This is a genomic window from Nesterenkonia lutea (assembly GCF_014873955.1).
GTDB lineage: Bacteria > Actinomycetota > Actinomycetes > Actinomycetales > Micrococcaceae > Nesterenkonia > Nesterenkonia lutea.
The window spans coordinates 1,340,487-1,355,566 of sequence record NZ_JADBED010000001.1; the positions used below are offsets into that span (position 1 = coordinate 1,340,487).

12 protein-coding genes are annotated in these 15,080 nt (G+C 68.5%); 2 read left to right on the plus strand and 10 right to left on the minus strand.

Annotation, left to right across the window (positions count from 1 at the left end; translation table 11 throughout):
• Positions 1-41 precede the first annotated feature (41 nt).
• The 5 genes from rpsT to H4W27_RS06155 form a co-directional block, all read right to left on the minus strand.
• Positions 42-302 carry a 30S ribosomal protein S20 gene (rpsT, locus tag H4W27_RS06135; protein WP_192595149.1) on the minus strand — a complete coding sequence of 87 codons (261 nt, stop codon included), beginning with the start codon at positions 300-302 and terminating at the stop codon, positions 42-44.
• A gap of 250 nt (positions 303-552) precedes the next feature.
• Positions 553-1,581: a DNA polymerase III subunit delta gene (gene holA, locus H4W27_RS06140; RefSeq protein ID WP_192595150.1), complete on the minus strand. Its 1,029-nt coding sequence runs from the start codon at positions 1,579-1,581 to the stop codon at positions 553-555.
• 124 nt (positions 1,582-1,705) lie between these two features.
• Positions 1,706-2,635: a MaoC/PaaZ C-terminal domain-containing protein gene (locus H4W27_RS06145; protein WP_192595151.1), complete on the minus strand. Its 930-nt coding sequence runs from the start codon at positions 2,633-2,635 to the stop codon at positions 1,706-1,708.
• Between the two features lie 3 nt (positions 2,636-2,638).
• A complete protein-coding gene (locus H4W27_RS06150) occupies positions 2,639-4,006 on the minus strand; it encodes a 3-oxoacyl-ACP reductase (protein WP_192595152.1) in 1,368 nt (455 codons plus the stop codon).
• 8 nt (positions 4,007-4,014) lie between these two features.
• Positions 4,015-5,307, minus strand: coding sequence for an acetyl-CoA C-acetyltransferase (locus H4W27_RS06155; RefSeq protein ID WP_192595153.1), 1,293 nt, complete (start codon positions 5,305-5,307; stop codon positions 4,015-4,017).
• 171 nt (positions 5,308-5,478) lie between these two features.
• Between H4W27_RS06155 and H4W27_RS06160 the strand changes: the two genes are divergently transcribed.
• Entirely contained in the window at positions 5,479-7,551 is a 2,073-nt protein-coding gene (locus H4W27_RS06160) for an acyl-CoA dehydrogenase family protein (RefSeq protein WP_192595154.1), read from the plus strand.
• Positions 7,552-7,587: 36 nt separating this feature from the next.
• Positions 7,588-10,320, plus strand: coding sequence for an aminopeptidase N (gene pepN, locus H4W27_RS06165; RefSeq protein ID WP_192595155.1), 2,733 nt, complete (start codon positions 7,588-7,590; stop codon positions 10,318-10,320).
• Positions 10,321-10,414: 94 nt separating this feature from the next.
• Here pepN and tatC read toward each other — a convergent pair whose 3' ends face one another.
• The 5 genes from tatC to H4W27_RS06190 are packed head-to-tail and all read right to left on the minus strand — an operon-like array spanning position 10,415 to position 15,002.
• Positions 10,415-11,176 carry a twin-arginine translocase subunit TatC gene (gene tatC, locus H4W27_RS06170; RefSeq protein WP_192595156.1) on the minus strand — a complete coding sequence of 254 codons (762 nt, stop codon included), beginning with the start codon at positions 11,174-11,176 and terminating at the stop codon, positions 10,415-10,417.
• A gap of 47 nt (positions 11,177-11,223) precedes the next feature.
• Positions 11,224-11,517: a Sec-independent protein translocase subunit TatA gene (gene tatA, locus H4W27_RS06175; protein WP_225939023.1), complete on the minus strand. Its 294-nt coding sequence runs from the start codon at positions 11,515-11,517 to the stop codon at positions 11,224-11,226.
• Between the two features lie 27 nt (positions 11,518-11,544).
• Entirely contained in the window at positions 11,545-13,479 is a 1,935-nt protein-coding gene (locus H4W27_RS06180; protein WP_192595157.1) for a helix-turn-helix transcriptional regulator, read from the minus strand.
• Between the two features lie 9 nt (positions 13,480-13,488).
• Complete coding sequence (locus tag H4W27_RS06185; RefSeq protein ID WP_192595158.1) at positions 13,489-13,893, minus strand: FKBP-type peptidyl-prolyl cis-trans isomerase; 405 nt, start codon at positions 13,891-13,893, stop codon at positions 13,489-13,491.
• The gene (locus H4W27_RS06190) at positions 13,893-15,002 is read right to left on the minus strand and encodes an FKBP-type peptidyl-prolyl cis-trans isomerase (protein ID WP_192595159.1); all 1,110 of its coding nucleotides are present in this window, start codon (positions 15,000-15,002) and stop codon (positions 13,893-13,895) included. The genes H4W27_RS06185 and H4W27_RS06190 overlap by 1 nt, the downstream gene beginning before the upstream one ends.
• Between the last annotated feature and the right edge of the window lie 78 nt (positions 15,003-15,080).

Below are 15,080 nucleotides of genomic sequence, written 5' to 3' on the forward strand. Positions count from 1 at the left end.
CGTCCGTGTGCAGCCGAAGCTGAGGTGCTGGTCGGTCAGCTTCAGAGTGCGTTGACCTTGGCGGCCAGACCGGACTTGCGGTTGGCGGCGTTGTTCTTGTGCAGAACGCCCTTGGAGACAGCCTTGTCAAGCTTGCGCGCTGCCTCTCGATTGGCGGAGACCGCTGCGTCCTTGTCGCCGGCGGCGACAGCGTTGCGCACCTTCTTGATGGCTGTGCGCAGCTGGGACTTCACACCCGCATTGCGCTGGCGCGACTTCTCATTGGTGAGGATGCGCTTCTTCTGGGACTTGATGTTGGCCACGAGTAGTCTTTCTGTCTGAGTTCACTGGTCGTGAGGGCATATCCCTGTTGTCCGGCAGCAGACAGATTTCGGTGGCGTGGGGTTGCCATGGCGATTGCACAGTCCATTGAGGTAGAGGGCTCAGGACTGTGCGGGACTTGCTGCCGCAGGGCATTGGGGCTCTTTCGAACCCCAGACACTGCCTATAGATGCTAGCAGAGAAGCCGCACTCCAGCGACCCGGCGGGAGTCGCGGCGCGCAGTGGCAGCGGTCAGCGCCCGACGGCGGAGGCGATGGCGGTGATGGCTCGCTCCACCGCGTACTCCGGAGTGCGGGAGGCGCCCTTGGCTTCGGCATCGGCGCGGGCCACTGCCTCGATCGCCTCGGCAGCGCGCAGCGGGTGCCAGCGGCGCGCCGTCTCGGCCACCTGCTGGAGCTGCCAGGGGGCCGCCCCCAGACTGGATGCCAGCGAGGCGGGGCTGCCCCGGTGGTCCACCAGAGCAGCGATATGCCGACCCTTGCGGGCCAGCGCGGCGGTGACCGCGATGGGCGAGACTCCGGTGGCGATCGCGTGCCGGTAGAGCCGCGTGGCGACCTCCTGCCTGCCCTCGAACGCGGCATCTGCGACCTTGAAGGCCGTGGCCTCGACTCGGCCGCCGTGATAGCGGTCCACATGCTCCTCGGTGATCTCTCCGGGGACGTCGGCCATGAGCTGCTGGCAGGCCCCGCCGAGATCGGAGAGCGTGGAGCCTTCGGCGGCCACGAGCGCGCGGGCGGCGTCGGCGAGGATCTCACGTCCGGCTGCTCGGAACTCGCGGCGCACGAAGTCGAGCTTCTCGTTCTCGTTCTTGGCACCGGTGCAGTCCACGACGACGGCCCGCCTGGTCAGCGCGTCGAGCAGCTTCTTGCCCCGGTTGCCTCCGCTGTGCCGCAGCATGAGTGTGACATCGGCGGACTCCTCGTCCAGGTAGGCCAGGGCATCGGCGAGGAAGGTGTCGTTCATGGCGGAGAGGTCCTCGGCGAGGATCAGCCGTGGTTCGCCGAAGAGCGAGGGCGAGGCGATGGTGGCGAGCTCGCCCGGCGCCGCGGCGGAGGCGTCCATCCGGGTGTATTCGAGATCCGGGTGCTCGCGGCGCAGCGCGCGCTTGACCCGGTCCACGGCGCGGCTGGCGAGGTAGTCCTCGCCGCCCTTGAGCAGGATCAGCGGAGCGGGCTCCAGGCTGCGAAAGTCCAGTCCTTCGGCGGTCTTCGCCCCCCGGCTCGCGCTGCTGCGTGGAGCCCCTGCCCGCTGTGTCGCCATGGGCCTCATCCTAGCCTTCTGGACGGACATGGCGCGGCTGACGTCCGGCTGCGCTCAGCCCGGCGGGCTCCCCCGGGCCTCCGGGGGGCTGTCGGAGTGCCGCGCCCGGAGAGCTGTGCCCGGCTCAGCGCAGGTGCAGCTCTGCGCTGAAGTGCCGCCTGGACTTTCTCGGGTTCCACCCGGTGAAGGCCAAGGTGTCGGCGTCGAGACGCTGCGCCGCGAAGGCCACCGTGGTCGGCAGCGTGATGGGCGCCTCGAACTCGATGGACCAGTGGTGCCCGGCGGCCTCAGGCTCCCGCCCCTCGAGCATCCGGCCCGCCGCGTACATCCCATGCACGATGGCGGAGGGCATGCCCAGCGCCTTCGCCGCGAGGTTCGAGACATGGATGGGGTTGTAGTCCCCCGAGACCGCTGCATAGGAGCGCCCGGCACCGGCACCGAGCCGCCAGGACGCGGTCTTCACCGGCGGGATGAAGTCCTTCCGCGCCACGGCGCTCGTGTCTGCCTCGACCTCCCCGGCGAGATGGATGCCGCGGCTGAGATAGGTCGAGACCCCGCGCCAGAGCACCGCCTGCTCAGCAGGATCCTCGGGATCCGCCGAGTCCTCGAGCACGGTCACCACGATGTCCACCTGGGTGCCGCGCCGATGTGCGCGCAGGTTCGCGGCGGTGACCAGCACCTGCACCGGAGTCTGGACGGCGATGGGGCGCAGGTGCTCCACCGTGTTGGAGAGATGGACCAGTCCCATCAGCGGCAGCGGGAAGTCGGCTTCGCTCATCAGGGCCATCTGCACCGGGAAGCCGATGATGTGCACCAGGACCGAGGGCAGGGCGCTGCGGTGCGCGCCGTCGAAGGCTTCTCCGCCGAAGAGCCTGCGGTAGCGGTCCGCCTGTTCCACAGAGACTCCAAGGTGTTGGGCCGCCAGAGTCCGCCGCGGGAGTTCGGGGCCTGTGCCCTTCGTGCTGAGCCGGCCGCCGAGCTTCGAGCGCGCAGCCCCCAGCACCGCCTGGCCGTAGAGGCTGCTCAGTTCGGGCATCTCGATGCGGGTGACCATGGTTCAGGCCCCCACGAGATTCTGGCCGCAGACCCGCAGGGTGAGCCCCGAGGTGCCGCCTGCCTGGGGAGAGGCCAGGAACGCGATCGTCTCCGCCACGTCCACGGGCAGCCCGCCCTGATTCAGCGAGTTGAGCCGCCGCGCGACCTCGCGGGTCGCGAGCGGCATCCTTGCCGTCATCTCGGTCTCAATGAAGCCGGGCGCGACCGCATTGATCGTGCCGTGCCGAGAGGCCAGCTGCGCGGAGGTGGCGGCGACCATCCCCATGACCCCGGCCTTGGAGGCCGCGTAGTTGGTCTGTCCGCGATTTCCAGCGATGCCGGAGGTCGAGGCGAGCGAGACGATGCGCGGCCCCATGCCGGCACCGCCATGGGCGTCGGCGTTGAAGAGCGCGGAGGCCAGGAAGGCCCGGTTCATGCGCAGCTGGGATTCGATGTTCACGGCGATCACCGAGTTCCAGCGTGCCTCATCCATGTTGGCCAGCAGCTTGTCCCGCGTGATGCCGGCGTTGTGCACCACGATGTCCAGCCGGCCGTGGTGCTGGGCCGCATGGGCGAGGATGCGCTCCCCCGCGTCCTGGGCGGTGATGTCGAGCTGCAGCGCGGTGCCGGAGACCTCGTTGGCCACGGCCGCCAGCTGCTCCCCGGCCGCAGGGATGTCCACCAGGATGACGGAGGCGCCATCGCGGCGCAGCACCCGGGCGATGGCCGCACCGATGCCGCGGGCGGCACCGGTGACCACGGCGACCTGACCGTCCAGGGGAAGGTCCCAGTCATTCGGCAGCGCCCCGTTGACGGTGTCCACCGAGATGAACTGGCCGGAGACGAAGGCGGACCGCCCGGAGAGCAGGAAGCGCAGTGCTCCTGCGGCACCTGGAGCCGAGGCGTCCAACGAATCGGAGAGCACGATCCCGTTGGCGGTGCCTCCGGCGCGCATCTCGTGGGCGGTGGAGCGGGTGAGTCCCTGCACCGCTGACCGGGCGGCGCGCACTGCGGGATCCTCTGTGCCGGCGGGATCGCGGAAGACCGTGATGACCCGGCCGGAGGGCATGAGCTGCCTGAGCAGCGAGCCCAGTTCGAGCACCACCGCGCTGAGCTGGGCCGGGGTCGACACAGAATCGAAGCAGGCGACCACGGCGGCGACCTTCTCCTTGGGACCGATGTGGCGGCGCACATCGAGATCCCAGCCGAGCATCCGTTCGGCGAGCGCGGCGGAGGCTTCGGAGCTTCCGAGCACCACCACCGGGCCCTCCACGAGAGCGCGGCCCGGTCGGTGGCGGCGGAGCTTGGCGGGCTGCGGCAGACCGAGGTTCTTGGTCAGGCTGCGACCCAGTCCGGTGTTGGCGAATTCGGTGTAGATGTCCCTGGGCATGTGAGGCTTCACCGTCCTTCGATGATCGCGGTGATGCCCTGGCCGCCGGCCGCGCAGACCGAGATGAAGCCGAGCTTGCCGGGCTTGCCGTGCAGGGCCTTGGCCAAGGAACCGACGATGCGACCGCCGGTGGCGGCGAAGGGGTGTCCCGCGGCCAGCGAGGAGCCGTTGACGTTGAGCCGGCTGCGGTCGATGGTCCCCAGCGCGGAGTCCAGGCCCAGCTTGTTCCTGCAGAACTCCTCGGACTCCCAGGCCTTGATCTGGGCCAGGACTGTGGAGGCGAACGCCTCATGGATCTCGAGGTACTCGAAATCGGAGAAGCTGAGGTTGTTGCGCCGGAGCATGCGTGCAGCCGCGTAGGCGGGTGCCATCAGCAGGCCCTCGGCTCCGTCGACGAAGTCCACGGCGCCCTCTTCGTAGTCGATGAAGTTCGCGAGCTTGGGCAGGTCATGCTGATCTGCCCACTCCTCGGAGCCCAGCAGCACCGCCGAGGCGCCGTCGGTCAGCGCCGTGGAGTTCGCGGCCGTCATGGTTGCGTCCTCGCCGAGGTCCTTGCCGAAGGCTGGGGAGAGCTTGCCCAGCTTCTCCATGGTGGAGTCGGCGCGCATGTTGTTGTCCCGGTTCAGTCCCTTGAAGGGAGTGACGAGATCGTCGAAGAATCCACGCTCGTAGGCGGCGGCGAGGTTCTTGTGGCTGGCCAGCGCCAGCTCGTCCTGCTCCGCCCGGGTGATTCCCCAGGCGTGAGCGGTGATCGCCATGTGCTCGCCCATGGAGAGCCCGGTGCGCGGCTCGTTGACGCCGGGGGCCTGCGGAGCCAGGTGCCCGGGCCTGATCTTGGCGAAGGCCTTGAGTCGCTGGCTCATCGTCTTGGCCCGGTTGGCCTCCATCAGGATCCCGCGCAGCTCGTCGGTGACCACGATCGGGGCGTCGGAGATGGAGTCCACTCCGCCGGCGATGGCGGAGTCGATCTGGCCGAGCTTGATCTTGTTGGCCATGGAGCCGATGGCCTCCATGCCGGTGGCGCAGGCCATCTGCACGTCGAAGGCCGGGGTCTTCGGGTCCAGCGGGGTGCCCAGCACGGATTCGCGGGTGAGGTTGAAGTTCTTCGAGTGCTTCATCACCGCACCTGCGGCCACGGTGCCGAGCTGCTCGCCCTGCAGGCCGAAGCGCGCCACGAGTCCGTTCAGCGCGGAGGTGAGCATGTCCTGGTTGCCGGCGGTGGCGTAGGCGGTGTGGGCCCGGGCGAAGGGGATGCGATTTCCGCCGATGATGACGGCGTCGCGGATGTTCTGTGCACTCATGGAACTCACTCCTGGATCGGGGGGTGCAGGATCCTGCCGGCAGACCAGCCTGGTCAGCAGGTCCGACAGGTCTTGCATTTGTTACTGGTCAGTATCATAGACTATTTTGTGTGCAGGATCACTGATCATTCGAGTGCGCCGCCCGCTCATCCACGCTCTGAGGAGACCCCCATGTCACATCACCAGGTCACCGACCCCGTCGACGCCCACGAGACTGCCGACTCCGTCGGGGAGCCCCGGGTGGACAAGAAGGTGATGGAGGATGTCCTGCTCGGCCGGTTCGCCGACACTCGCCGGGCGGCCCGCACGCTGATGAAGGATCCTGCGTTCCACAAGATCGAAGGACAGAGCAAGGAAGATCACCGCGAGCGCGTCTTCAAGCAGATGCATCTGCTCGCCGAGGACGGTGCCGTGCACCGCGCCTTCCCCAGGGAGTTCGGTGGTTCCGACGCGCATGGGGCCAACATCGCCGCCTTCGAGGAGCTCGTCACAGCGGACCCCTCCCTGCAGATCAAGGCCGGTGTCCAGTGGGGACTCTTCGCCGCCGCCGTGATGCACCTGGGATCCGAGGATCACCACCGCAGATTCCTTCCCGGCACCATGGACCTCTCTGCTCCGGGCGCCTTCGCGATGACCGAGTTCGGGCACGGCTCCGACGTCGCCGCCATCGGCACCACCGCGACCTATGACCCGGACACCGAGGAGTTCGTCCTCGACACTCCGTTCCCCGCGGCGACCAAGCGCTACCTGGGCAATGCGGCGAATGACGCCAAGGACGCCGTCGTATTCGCCCAGCTGATCACCAACGGGGTCAACCACGGGGTGCACTGCCTCTACACCCATATCCGGGACGAGGACGGTCAGCCGCTTGAAGGCATCACCATCACCGACGAGGGCCAGAAGGGCGGCCTGAACGGGGTGGACAACGGGTGCTTCACCTTCGAGAAGGTCCGGGTCCCCCGGACGAACCTGCTCAACCGCTACGGCGACGTGGCCGCGGACGGGACCTACACCTCCCCCATCGACTCTCCCGGTCGGCGCTTCTTCACCATGCTCGGCACCCTGGTGCAGGGGCGCGTCTCGCTGACCGGCGCCTCGGTGGCGGCGTCGAAGCTCGCCCTCATCGGCGCGATCACCTACGGCAATCAGCGCCGCCAGTTCAATGCCTCCTCCACCATCGAGGAGGAGGTGCTGCTGGACTACCAGCTGCACCAGCGGCGACTGCTGCCGCGGCTGGCCACGACCTTTGCGGCGAACTTCGCCCACGAGAACCTGCTGACCAAGCTCGACGACGTGTTCTCCGGCAAGGATGACTCCGATGAGAACCGTCAGGAGCTGGAGACCCTCGCCGCGGCGATCAAGTCCGTCACCACCTGGCACGCCCTGGACACCCTGCAGGAGGCCCGCGAGGCGTGCGGCGGGGCGGGCTTCATCTCCGAGAACAGGCTGGTCTCGCTGCGCGCTGACCTCGATGTCTATGCCACCTTCGAAGGTGACAACAACGTGCTGCTCCAGCTGGTCGCAAAGCGTCTGCTCAGCGACTACGCCGCCGAGTTCAAAGATGCCGACTTCGGTGCGCTCTCCCGCTTCGTGGCCAACCAGGCGCAGTCCACCGTGATGAACCGCTTCGGTCTGCGGCGCACCTTCCAGTCCGTGCAGGACACCGGCGATGAGCGGCGCAGCGCCAACTGGTTCAAGCAGGCCGAGGTGCAGCGCCAGCTGCTCACCGAGCGGTCTCGGCAGATGGTCATCGATGTGGCCGGCGAGCTCCGCTCAGCCTCGAAGCTGCCCGCCGCGAAGCAGGCGGCGATCTTCAACGAGCATCAGTTCGAGATCATCAACGCGGCCAAGGCCCATGCTGATCTGCTGCTCTGGGAGTCCTTCACCGATGCCCTGGAGCGGGTGAGCGATCCGGGAACGAAGCAGATCATGACCTGGCTGCGCGACCTCTACGCGCTGACCCGCATCGAGGAGACCCTCGACTGGTACCTGCTCAACGGTCGCATCTCGGATCAGCGTGCGCGAACCCTGAGCCCGTACATCAACCGGCTGCTTCGACGCCTGCGTCCCCACGCCCAGGACATCGTCGACTCCTTCGGCTACTCCCCCGAGCATGTGCGCATGGAGATCACCTCGGGCTCCGAGGCGAGGCGACAGGAGGAGTCCATGGAGTACTACCGCGCACTGCGCGCCTCCCCGACCGCTCCGGTGGACGAGAAGCTTCTGCACGCACGGCGGAAGTGATCGGACTCCGGAGCCGGCTTCTGCTTGAATGGCAGGATGGATCCTGAGCTTGCATTCCCCCGTGCCGATGTAGAGAACCTGAGCCGGGACGAGGCTGCCCGGCGCAGCGCCCTGCTGAGCGTGCAGCACTATGAGGTGGAGGTGGACCTCGCCGAGGCGGGCGCGGCCGCGTCGGTGACCTACCCCGTGCACACCAGGATCCATTTCACCGCCCGCCCCGGCGCCGAGACCTTCTTGGATCACCTGGGCGCCTCTGTGGAGTCCCTGGTGCTCAACGGAGAGGGGCTGGACCCGCAGTCACATGTCGGTCCGGCCCGCATCCGGCTGCCGCAGCTGCGCGCGGAGAACATCGTGGAGATCTCCTCGACCGCCCGATACTCCCGTTCGGGTGAGGGGCTCCACCGGTTCGTGGACCCCGCCGACGGGCAGGTCTATCTCTACACCCAGTACGAGCCTGCCGATTCACGACGCGTGTTCCCGGTCTTCGAGCAGCCTGACCTCAAAGCGCAGTTCAGCTTCTCCCTCATCGGGCCGCAGAGCTGGCAGCTGCGCTCGAACAGCGCCGAGGTCTCCCGTGAAGTCCTGGCAGCGGGTCCGACCCTGCCTGCCGGTGGGACGGAGGCGGACCGGGAGCCCCTGGTGCGCGTGAGGTTCGGGAAGACCCCGCGAATGTCCTCCTACATCACGGCCCTGCTGGCCGGTCCCTATCACCACGTGACGGGACAGTACACCCACCCCGGAGCGGCCGCGCAGCCAGGGGACGTACCCGGGCACGATCCCCTGCAGATCGAACTCGGGCTGCTGTGCCGCGCCTCCCTGGCGGAGCACTTCGACGCCGAGACGCTGCTGGAGCTGACCCGGCGCGGCCTGGACTTCTTCCACGCCGAGTTCGCGTTCCCCTATCCCTGGGGCAAGTACGACCAGGTCTTCGTCCCGGAGTACAACCTCGGCGCGATGGAGAATCCGGGACTCGTCACGTTCACCGAGAAGTACGTCTTCGACACTGCCACCACCGACGCGCAGCATGAGACCCGCGCCAACACGCTGATGCATGAGATGGCGCACATGTGGTTCGGCGACCTGGTGACCATGCACTGGTGGGACGACCTGTGGCTCAAGGAGTCCTTCGCGGACTACATGGGCTCGCTCGCAGTGGATGAGGCCACGGACTGGAGAACTTCCTGGATCTCCTTCGCCAACGGTCGCAAGGCCTGGGCCTATGTGCAGGATCAGCTGCCCACCACCCATCCGATCGTCGCTGACATCGGTGACCTCGAGGCGGCCGACCAGAACTTCGACGGGATCACCTACGCCAAGGGGGCCTCAGTGCTCAAGCAGCTGGCGGCCTACACCGGACGTGACTCCTTCCGCGAGGCCGCGCGGCGCTACTTCGCCCGGCATGCCTTCGGCAATGCCACCCTGGCCGACTTCCTCGCCGTGCTGGAGGAGGTCACCGGCGTGAACATGGACAGCTGGGCGCGGGCCTGGCTGCAGACCGCGGGGGTCCCGGTGCTCGCGGCGGAGATTCAGGACTCCCCCGCCGGGGGCGTGGCGGTCCGCCAGCAAGGCATCGACCCTGCCAGCGGAGCCTCGGTGGCGCGCCCGCACCGGATCCGTGTCGGCGTGCATGCCTTGGATGCAGCTGCGCAGGTGCTCAGACTCGAGGCCGTCGCAGAGGTCTTCCTGGACCCGTCCGCGCCCGAGGGGCTCACCGAGGTTCCGGCGCTGCGCGTCCCTGCGGGACGTCCGCGGCTGGTGCTGCCCAACGAGAATGATCTGACCTACGCCAAGATCAGCCTCGACGCGGAGTCGGTGGCGGCCGTGCTGACCTGGCCGGTGGCGGATCCGCTGGCGCGGGCCACCGTGTGGGCAGCACTGTGGTCCATGGTGCGCGACGGCGAGCTCTCCGCCCGGAAGTTCCTCACGGCGGTGCAGACGCTGGGCCTGGACATCGAGGAGATCGTCGTCGTCCAGGGGCTGCTGCGACAGTCGCTCACGGCGCTGGAGCGCTTCACCCCGGCTCGACATCGGGACGCGCTGCAGCAGGAGCTCGCCGCGCGGCTGGCGGGCGAGCTGACCAGGACCTCCGGCGATCATCAGCGAGCTCTCGCCAGGAGCCTCGCCACGCTCTCCCGGCGGGAGGACTCGCAGCTGGACCTGCTGGAAGCTCTGCTCGACGGCTCCGCCGCCGACTTCGGCATCTCCGGTCTGCGCATCGACGAGGAGCTGCGCTGGGCGTTCCTGCAGGCTCTGGCCGCCCACGGGCGAGTGGACACCGGCCAGCTCGATGCGGAGCTCGCGGCCAAGACCACGGCCCGGGCCCGGATCGCGCACCGACTGGCCTCGGCCGCGCGGCCAGATCGGCGGGTGAAGGCGGCGGCCTTCGAGCAGGCGCTCAGCGGAATCGACGCGGAGGGCCGTGAACTCTCCAATGACCATCTCACCGCTACGGTGGAGGGCTTCGGCATCGCCGCAGACCCGGCCGCGCAGGCGCTGGTCGCCGGACGCACCGCGGACTATTTCGACTCGCTGGTCCGTGTCTGGGAACAGATGAGTCAGGGGCAGGCCACCCGGGTCATCTCAGGCCTCTACCCCGGAGCGCAGGATCTCGAGGAGGGACAGGTGCCCGAGGACCATCCGCTGGTGCTGCGCACGGCGCGCTGGCTCACGGAGAACGCCGAGGCGCCCGGCGCGCTGCGGCGACTGCTGATCGAGGAGCAGGATCACCTGCTGCGCGCGCTTCGCGCCCAGTCCGCGGCCCAGGGCTGAGCGCGGATCTCCGGAGGCTGGCTGAGCGGCTGCTGGCGGGGCGGCTGCGGGGCGGCCCGGTTCAGTCCCGGGGCAGTCCCGGATCAGTCCCGGATCAGTCCCGGATCAGCTGTTCCATCTCCGCCTCTGTGGCGGCCTCGCGCCTGCCGCGACGCTTGTCGTTGAGCAGGCACAGCAGGATGGCCACTCCGAAGAGGACGGTCAGCGGCAACGCGAGGAAGAACATGCTCACAGCATCTCCCCCGGGGGCCGCCAGCGCGGAGATCACGGCGATCAGCATGATCACACCGCGCCAGGCCCTGAGCACCTGTCTGCCGGTGACCAGGCCCATCATGTTCACCCCGACCAGCACGACGGGGATCACCATGGCGACGCCGAAGGCCAGGAAGAGGTGCAGCACGAAGGTGAAGTAGGTGTCGGGATTGATGACGCTGGAGGTGCCCTCGGGATTCAGCGCCAGGAAGAAGCCCACGGCCTGCGGGAGCACGCTGTAGGCGGCCGCGATGCCGGCGAGGAACAGCGGCACGGAGGCGGCGATGAATCCGACCGCGTAGCGCTTCTCGGTCTTCTTCAGACCGGGCATGATGAACGCCCAGATCTGGTAGAGCCAGATGGGCGAGGAGATCACGATGCCCACGAACAGGGACAGCCGGATCAGCAGATCCAGCGGGCCGCCGACCGTGTTGAAGGCGATCTCGGCCAGCTGACCGTCACGGTCGTATCCCAGGATCGGTTCTGCCAGCACCTGGACCAGCCAGTCATAGAGGAAGAATCCGGCGACGGCGCCAGCGACGATGCCCAGCGCGGCCTTGATGAACCGGTTTCGCAGCTCACGGAGGTGATCCTTCAGGGCCATCGTCCGCTCAGGGTCGCGACGCCTCTTCTGCCTGCTGGCCATGGGGCTTAGCGGTGGTCTCCGCGCTGCTCCCGGTCAGCGGAGCGGCGCCGCTCCGCCGTGGGGTCATCGGGGTTGAGCACACGGCCCTCGACGGGGGCGCGCTCGTGCTCGCGGTCCTCTGAGCTCGTGGCGGAGTCGTCGGAGCTCCTGCGCGACTCATCGCTCATGGTGCGCACCTCGGACCGGAAGATGCGCATCGACTGGCCCAGTGATTTGGCCAGCTTGGGCAGCTTCGGGGCTCCGAAGAGCAGGATGATGAGCAGCGCGATGATCGCGATCTGCCAGCCTTGGATACCCATGATGACTTCCTTTCGTCGAGGCCAATGCTACGCCACTGATCCGGCGCGGGCAGACAGCTCAGTCCGAGCCCGCTCGAGGATCTCGTGGCGGATCTCGACAGGGGCCAGCACGCTCAGATCGCCCCCGTGCTGCAGGCACAGCCGGATCAGCGCCTCGCGGCTCTGGAACCACGTGCTGATGGTCCTCGCACCATCGGCGTGGACCCGCTGGCGCTGCGGGCAGTAGCGGTCGGCCAGCGCGGCGGCAGCCGGAGAGAAACGGAGCACGACGTCGAAGGCTCCGCTGCTCTGCGGTGGTCGCGGAGGCTCTGTGGGCAGCTCCGCCAGTCGTCGGCCCTCCTCGCTGATCGGCTCCCGCGGCAGGGCGGTGAGCTCCAGGATTCTGGACCCGAGGAAGTTCCGCGGCCCTCGGGACAGTCGGCACCAGCCCTGCAGGTAGGTGCGCGGTCCGTCCATGTAGATCTGCGTGGGCTCGACGACACGACGGGTGGTGGCACCTGCGGCGTCTTCGTAGAGGATCTCCAGACAGTAGCCGCCCTGCACGGCCTCCCGCAGCGCAGCGGCGTCATGAGTCTGCGTCTGCGCACCTGCGACCACCTGAAGGGCCGCCTGGTGCAGTCCGGGCGGCAGCACCGTGGTGACCTTCTGACGGAGCGTCACCACCGCGCCGCGCCAGTCACCGGCCTCCGCTCCGACCCCGGCCTCGCTGATCATGGTGTTCAGTGCGATCAGCAGGGAGAGCGCGCCTGGTTTGGTCAGCGTCAGCGGGCGGGCCAGCACGTCACCGGTGCGCGCGGAGGGCATGGCGAGGGTGATCGGCTCATCGGCGACGAGGTAGTCCTGGATGAATGTCTGCAGGTTCAGCGGTGGCGCGGGATGGACGTCGATGAACTCGCCGTACTGGCCCGCTCCGAAGCTGCCCGACTGCTGGATGGACAGCAGGTCCTTGAGCAGCTGCTTGGGCGAGATCTGGTGCCTGCGCAGCAGCTCAGAGGGGCGCACCCCTTCTGCGGCCAGGAGGTAGGCGGCCATGGAGAACACGCGTTCGACCTTGCGCTGCGCCGGGTCGGCCTGACGGGCCGGGGCCGGGGCGGCCAGGCGGGGTACGACGGGGGCCGGCGCCCCATGGGCTTCGATCACTCCACGCAGCACGTCGGCGGGGTCCTCGGCTCCGCTGAAGTCCTCCAGGGTCGCGTCGGCCTCCGTCTCGGACAGGGCGCGGCGCTGCTCCTCGGTCAGCGCCGGCTCCGGTCGCAGCGCAGTGAGCGGCCCGTGAACCCGGTCGAGCCGGAAGACCCGCCGGGCGTTCCTGTCCAGGTCGTGCCCGATCAGATACCAGTGGCCTCGGGCGGCGTAGTTCAGCAGCACCACGCGTCGGCGCGCCGGCTCGGCGGCCCCCCGCGCGGTGTAGTCGAACCCGATGACCTGGCGGTGATCCAGTGCGGCGAGCTCAGTGAGCCGGTCGAACTCTTCGTCGCTGCCCAGGTTGAAGCTCAGTGCGCCTGCCGAGTCGCCGCCGAGAGACGTCTCGCCTGCTGCAGGTGCCAGCGCCCAGCTCGCCTGCTCCAGCCAGGACCGGGTCCGGCTGCCGGCCCAGAGCTGGCTCGCGCGGGCGAGGACCAGCATCTCGGCGTCGTCGAGCTGCAGCGTGGGCAGTCCGTAGTCGCTCGGGTCGATGCGGTAGCGGTGGTCCTCGCGGTCGGATGCGGGTTCGGCGATGGCGATGCCGCAGCTGCGCAGATGCTCCTTGTCGCGGCTGAAGAGGCGTTCCCAGGCATCCTCGGACTGGTCCGCGCCGAGGGACCGGTAGTGTTCCACCCGGTCACGGATCTCGGTCTTGGTCAGTCCGCCGCTGCCTGCATCGAGGATGCTCGCCGCCAGTGAGAAGGCGCGCGCCACGCCGTAGTCGGCGAAGACGTCCTGGGGCGGCTCAGCGGTGCCGGCGCGATCCTTCTCTGTCACAGCGACTGGTCAGGACGCCTTGCGGACGCTGACCAGGTCCACCACGAAGATCAGGGTCTCATTGGGGCCGATGGCCGCGCCGGCGCCCTGTTCCCCGTAGGCCAGGTGCGGCGGGATCTCGAAGCGACGCCGTGCGCCCTCCTTCATCCCGATCAGTCCCTGGTCCCAGCCCTGGATGACCTGGCCGATGCCGGCGGTGAAGTCAAGCGTCTCGCCGCGGTTCCAGGAGGCATCGAACTCCTCACCGGTGGACCAGGAGACTCCGACGTAGTGGCAGGAGATCTGGTCGCCGGGCTCCACGGCCTGACCGCCGCCGGAGATGAGCTCCTCGATGACGAGCTCCTCGGGCGGGGTGTCCCCGGGGAAGTCGATCTCGGGGCGGGTGCGGTCATAGCTGCGCTGGCCGAAGGACATCAGTCGGTCTCCTCTTCGCTCTGGTCGGCTTCACTGCTGTCGGCGTCGCCGGATCCCTCGGCGCCGTCCTGCTCATTCTGCATCTCTTCGATCATCTCTTGGATCTCTTCTTCGGAGAGGTCGGGCTGGCCCGTCTCTGGGGCGGGTGCGGCTGCGGCCTCCGGGGCGTCGGCAGCGGCGATCAGGTCCACCACGAAGATCAGGGTCTCCCCGGCCAGCTCATGCTGGGCGTCGTCCTCGGCATCCTCATCCACCTCGCCGTAGCCTGCTTCGGGCGGGATGACCAGGAGAACGCGGGAGCCGACCTGCTGGCCCTCGAGGCCCTCGGACCATCCGGGCACCAGGTTGCTCAGCGGGAATCCTGCCGGGCCCGGGTCGGCCTCTTCGTCGTCGGTGGGCCAGTTGGAGTCGAAGGACTCGCCGTCGGACCATTTCCAGCCGGAGTAGCGCACGACGACCTGATCGTCGGCGCTGACCTCTTCGCCGTCACCCTGGATGAGGACCTCGGCGGTGGTCTCCTCGGGGGCGTCACCCTCGGTCTCGCCGACCAGCTCGGGACGCTCGCCCTCGGTGCTCTCGATCTCGGGGAGGTCGCCGCTCTGCTCCTGCTCCTCACCTGAGGCGTAGGCCTGGGACTGGCCCTCGACCCGCAGCACCAGCAGCGTGGCGGGCGTCTGCGCCTCGGCGTTCTCCGGCTCGAAAAGTGCGATCTCGGATCCCACGGTGAGCTCGGTGTCGGTCAGCGAGTCGAAGATGAACTCGCTCTGCTCCTGCATCTGCGGCAGGAAGACCATCGAGGGACTGCCCTCGGTGAAGCTCTGCTCCTGGACCTCGCCGGTCTCGGGGTTCACCACGGCGTGGGAGACCTCCAGGATCTGCTCCTCGTCGAGGTCCTCCCCGTCTCCACGGTCGAGCACTCGGGACGCCTCCTCCTCGAGCTCCAGCGGGCTGCGCAGGATGACCTCGGGGGCCCCCTCCTCGGTGTAGTGCAGCTCGACGCCGGAGAGGGCATCGGTGTCGCCCAGACCCTCCTCGGCGGAGCAGGAGGACAGCAGCAGCACGGCAGGGACGGACAGTGCCACGCTGGTGCGGCGGAACGAAAGGTGCACGGGGATTCCTTCAATGTGGACAGCGACCAACTGGGACGGCGACGGTCACATGGGCATGGGACGGTCTGGGCCTGCCAG

Bases quoted from the DNA above. Each gene is read 5' to 3' on its own strand.
- tatA (WP_225939023.1), bottom strand. From the start codon at position 11,517: ATGGGTATCCAAGGCTGGCAGATCGCGATCATCGCGCTGCTCATCATC.
- H4W27_RS06145 (WP_192595151.1), bottom strand. From the start codon at position 2,635: ATGGTCACCCGCATCGAGATGCCCGAACTGAGCAGCCTCTACGGCCAG.
- holA (WP_192595150.1), bottom strand. From the start codon at position 1,581: ATGGCGACACAGCGGGCAGGGGCTCCACGCAGCAGCGCGAGCCGGGGG.
- H4W27_RS06155 (WP_192595153.1), bottom strand. From the start codon at position 5,307: ATGAGTGCACAGAACATCCGCGACGCCGTCATCATCGGCGGAAATCGC.
- tatC (WP_192595156.1), bottom strand. From the start codon at position 11,176: ATGGCCCTGAAGGATCACCTCCGTGAGCTGCGAAACCGGTTCATCAAG.
- H4W27_RS06185 (WP_192595158.1), bottom strand. From the start codon at position 13,893: ATGTCCTTCGGCCAGCGCAGCTATGACCGCACCCGCCCCGAGATCGAC.
- H4W27_RS06150 (WP_192595152.1), bottom strand. From the start codon at position 4,006: ATGCCCAGGGACATCTACACCGAATTCGCCAACACCGGACTGGGTCGC.
- H4W27_RS06160 (WP_192595154.1), top strand. From the start codon at position 5,479: ATGTCACATCACCAGGTCACCGACCCCGTCGACGCCCACGAGACTGCC.
- pepN (WP_192595155.1), top strand. From the start codon at position 7,588: ATGGATCCTGAGCTTGCATTCCCCCGTGCCGATGTAGAGAACCTGAGC.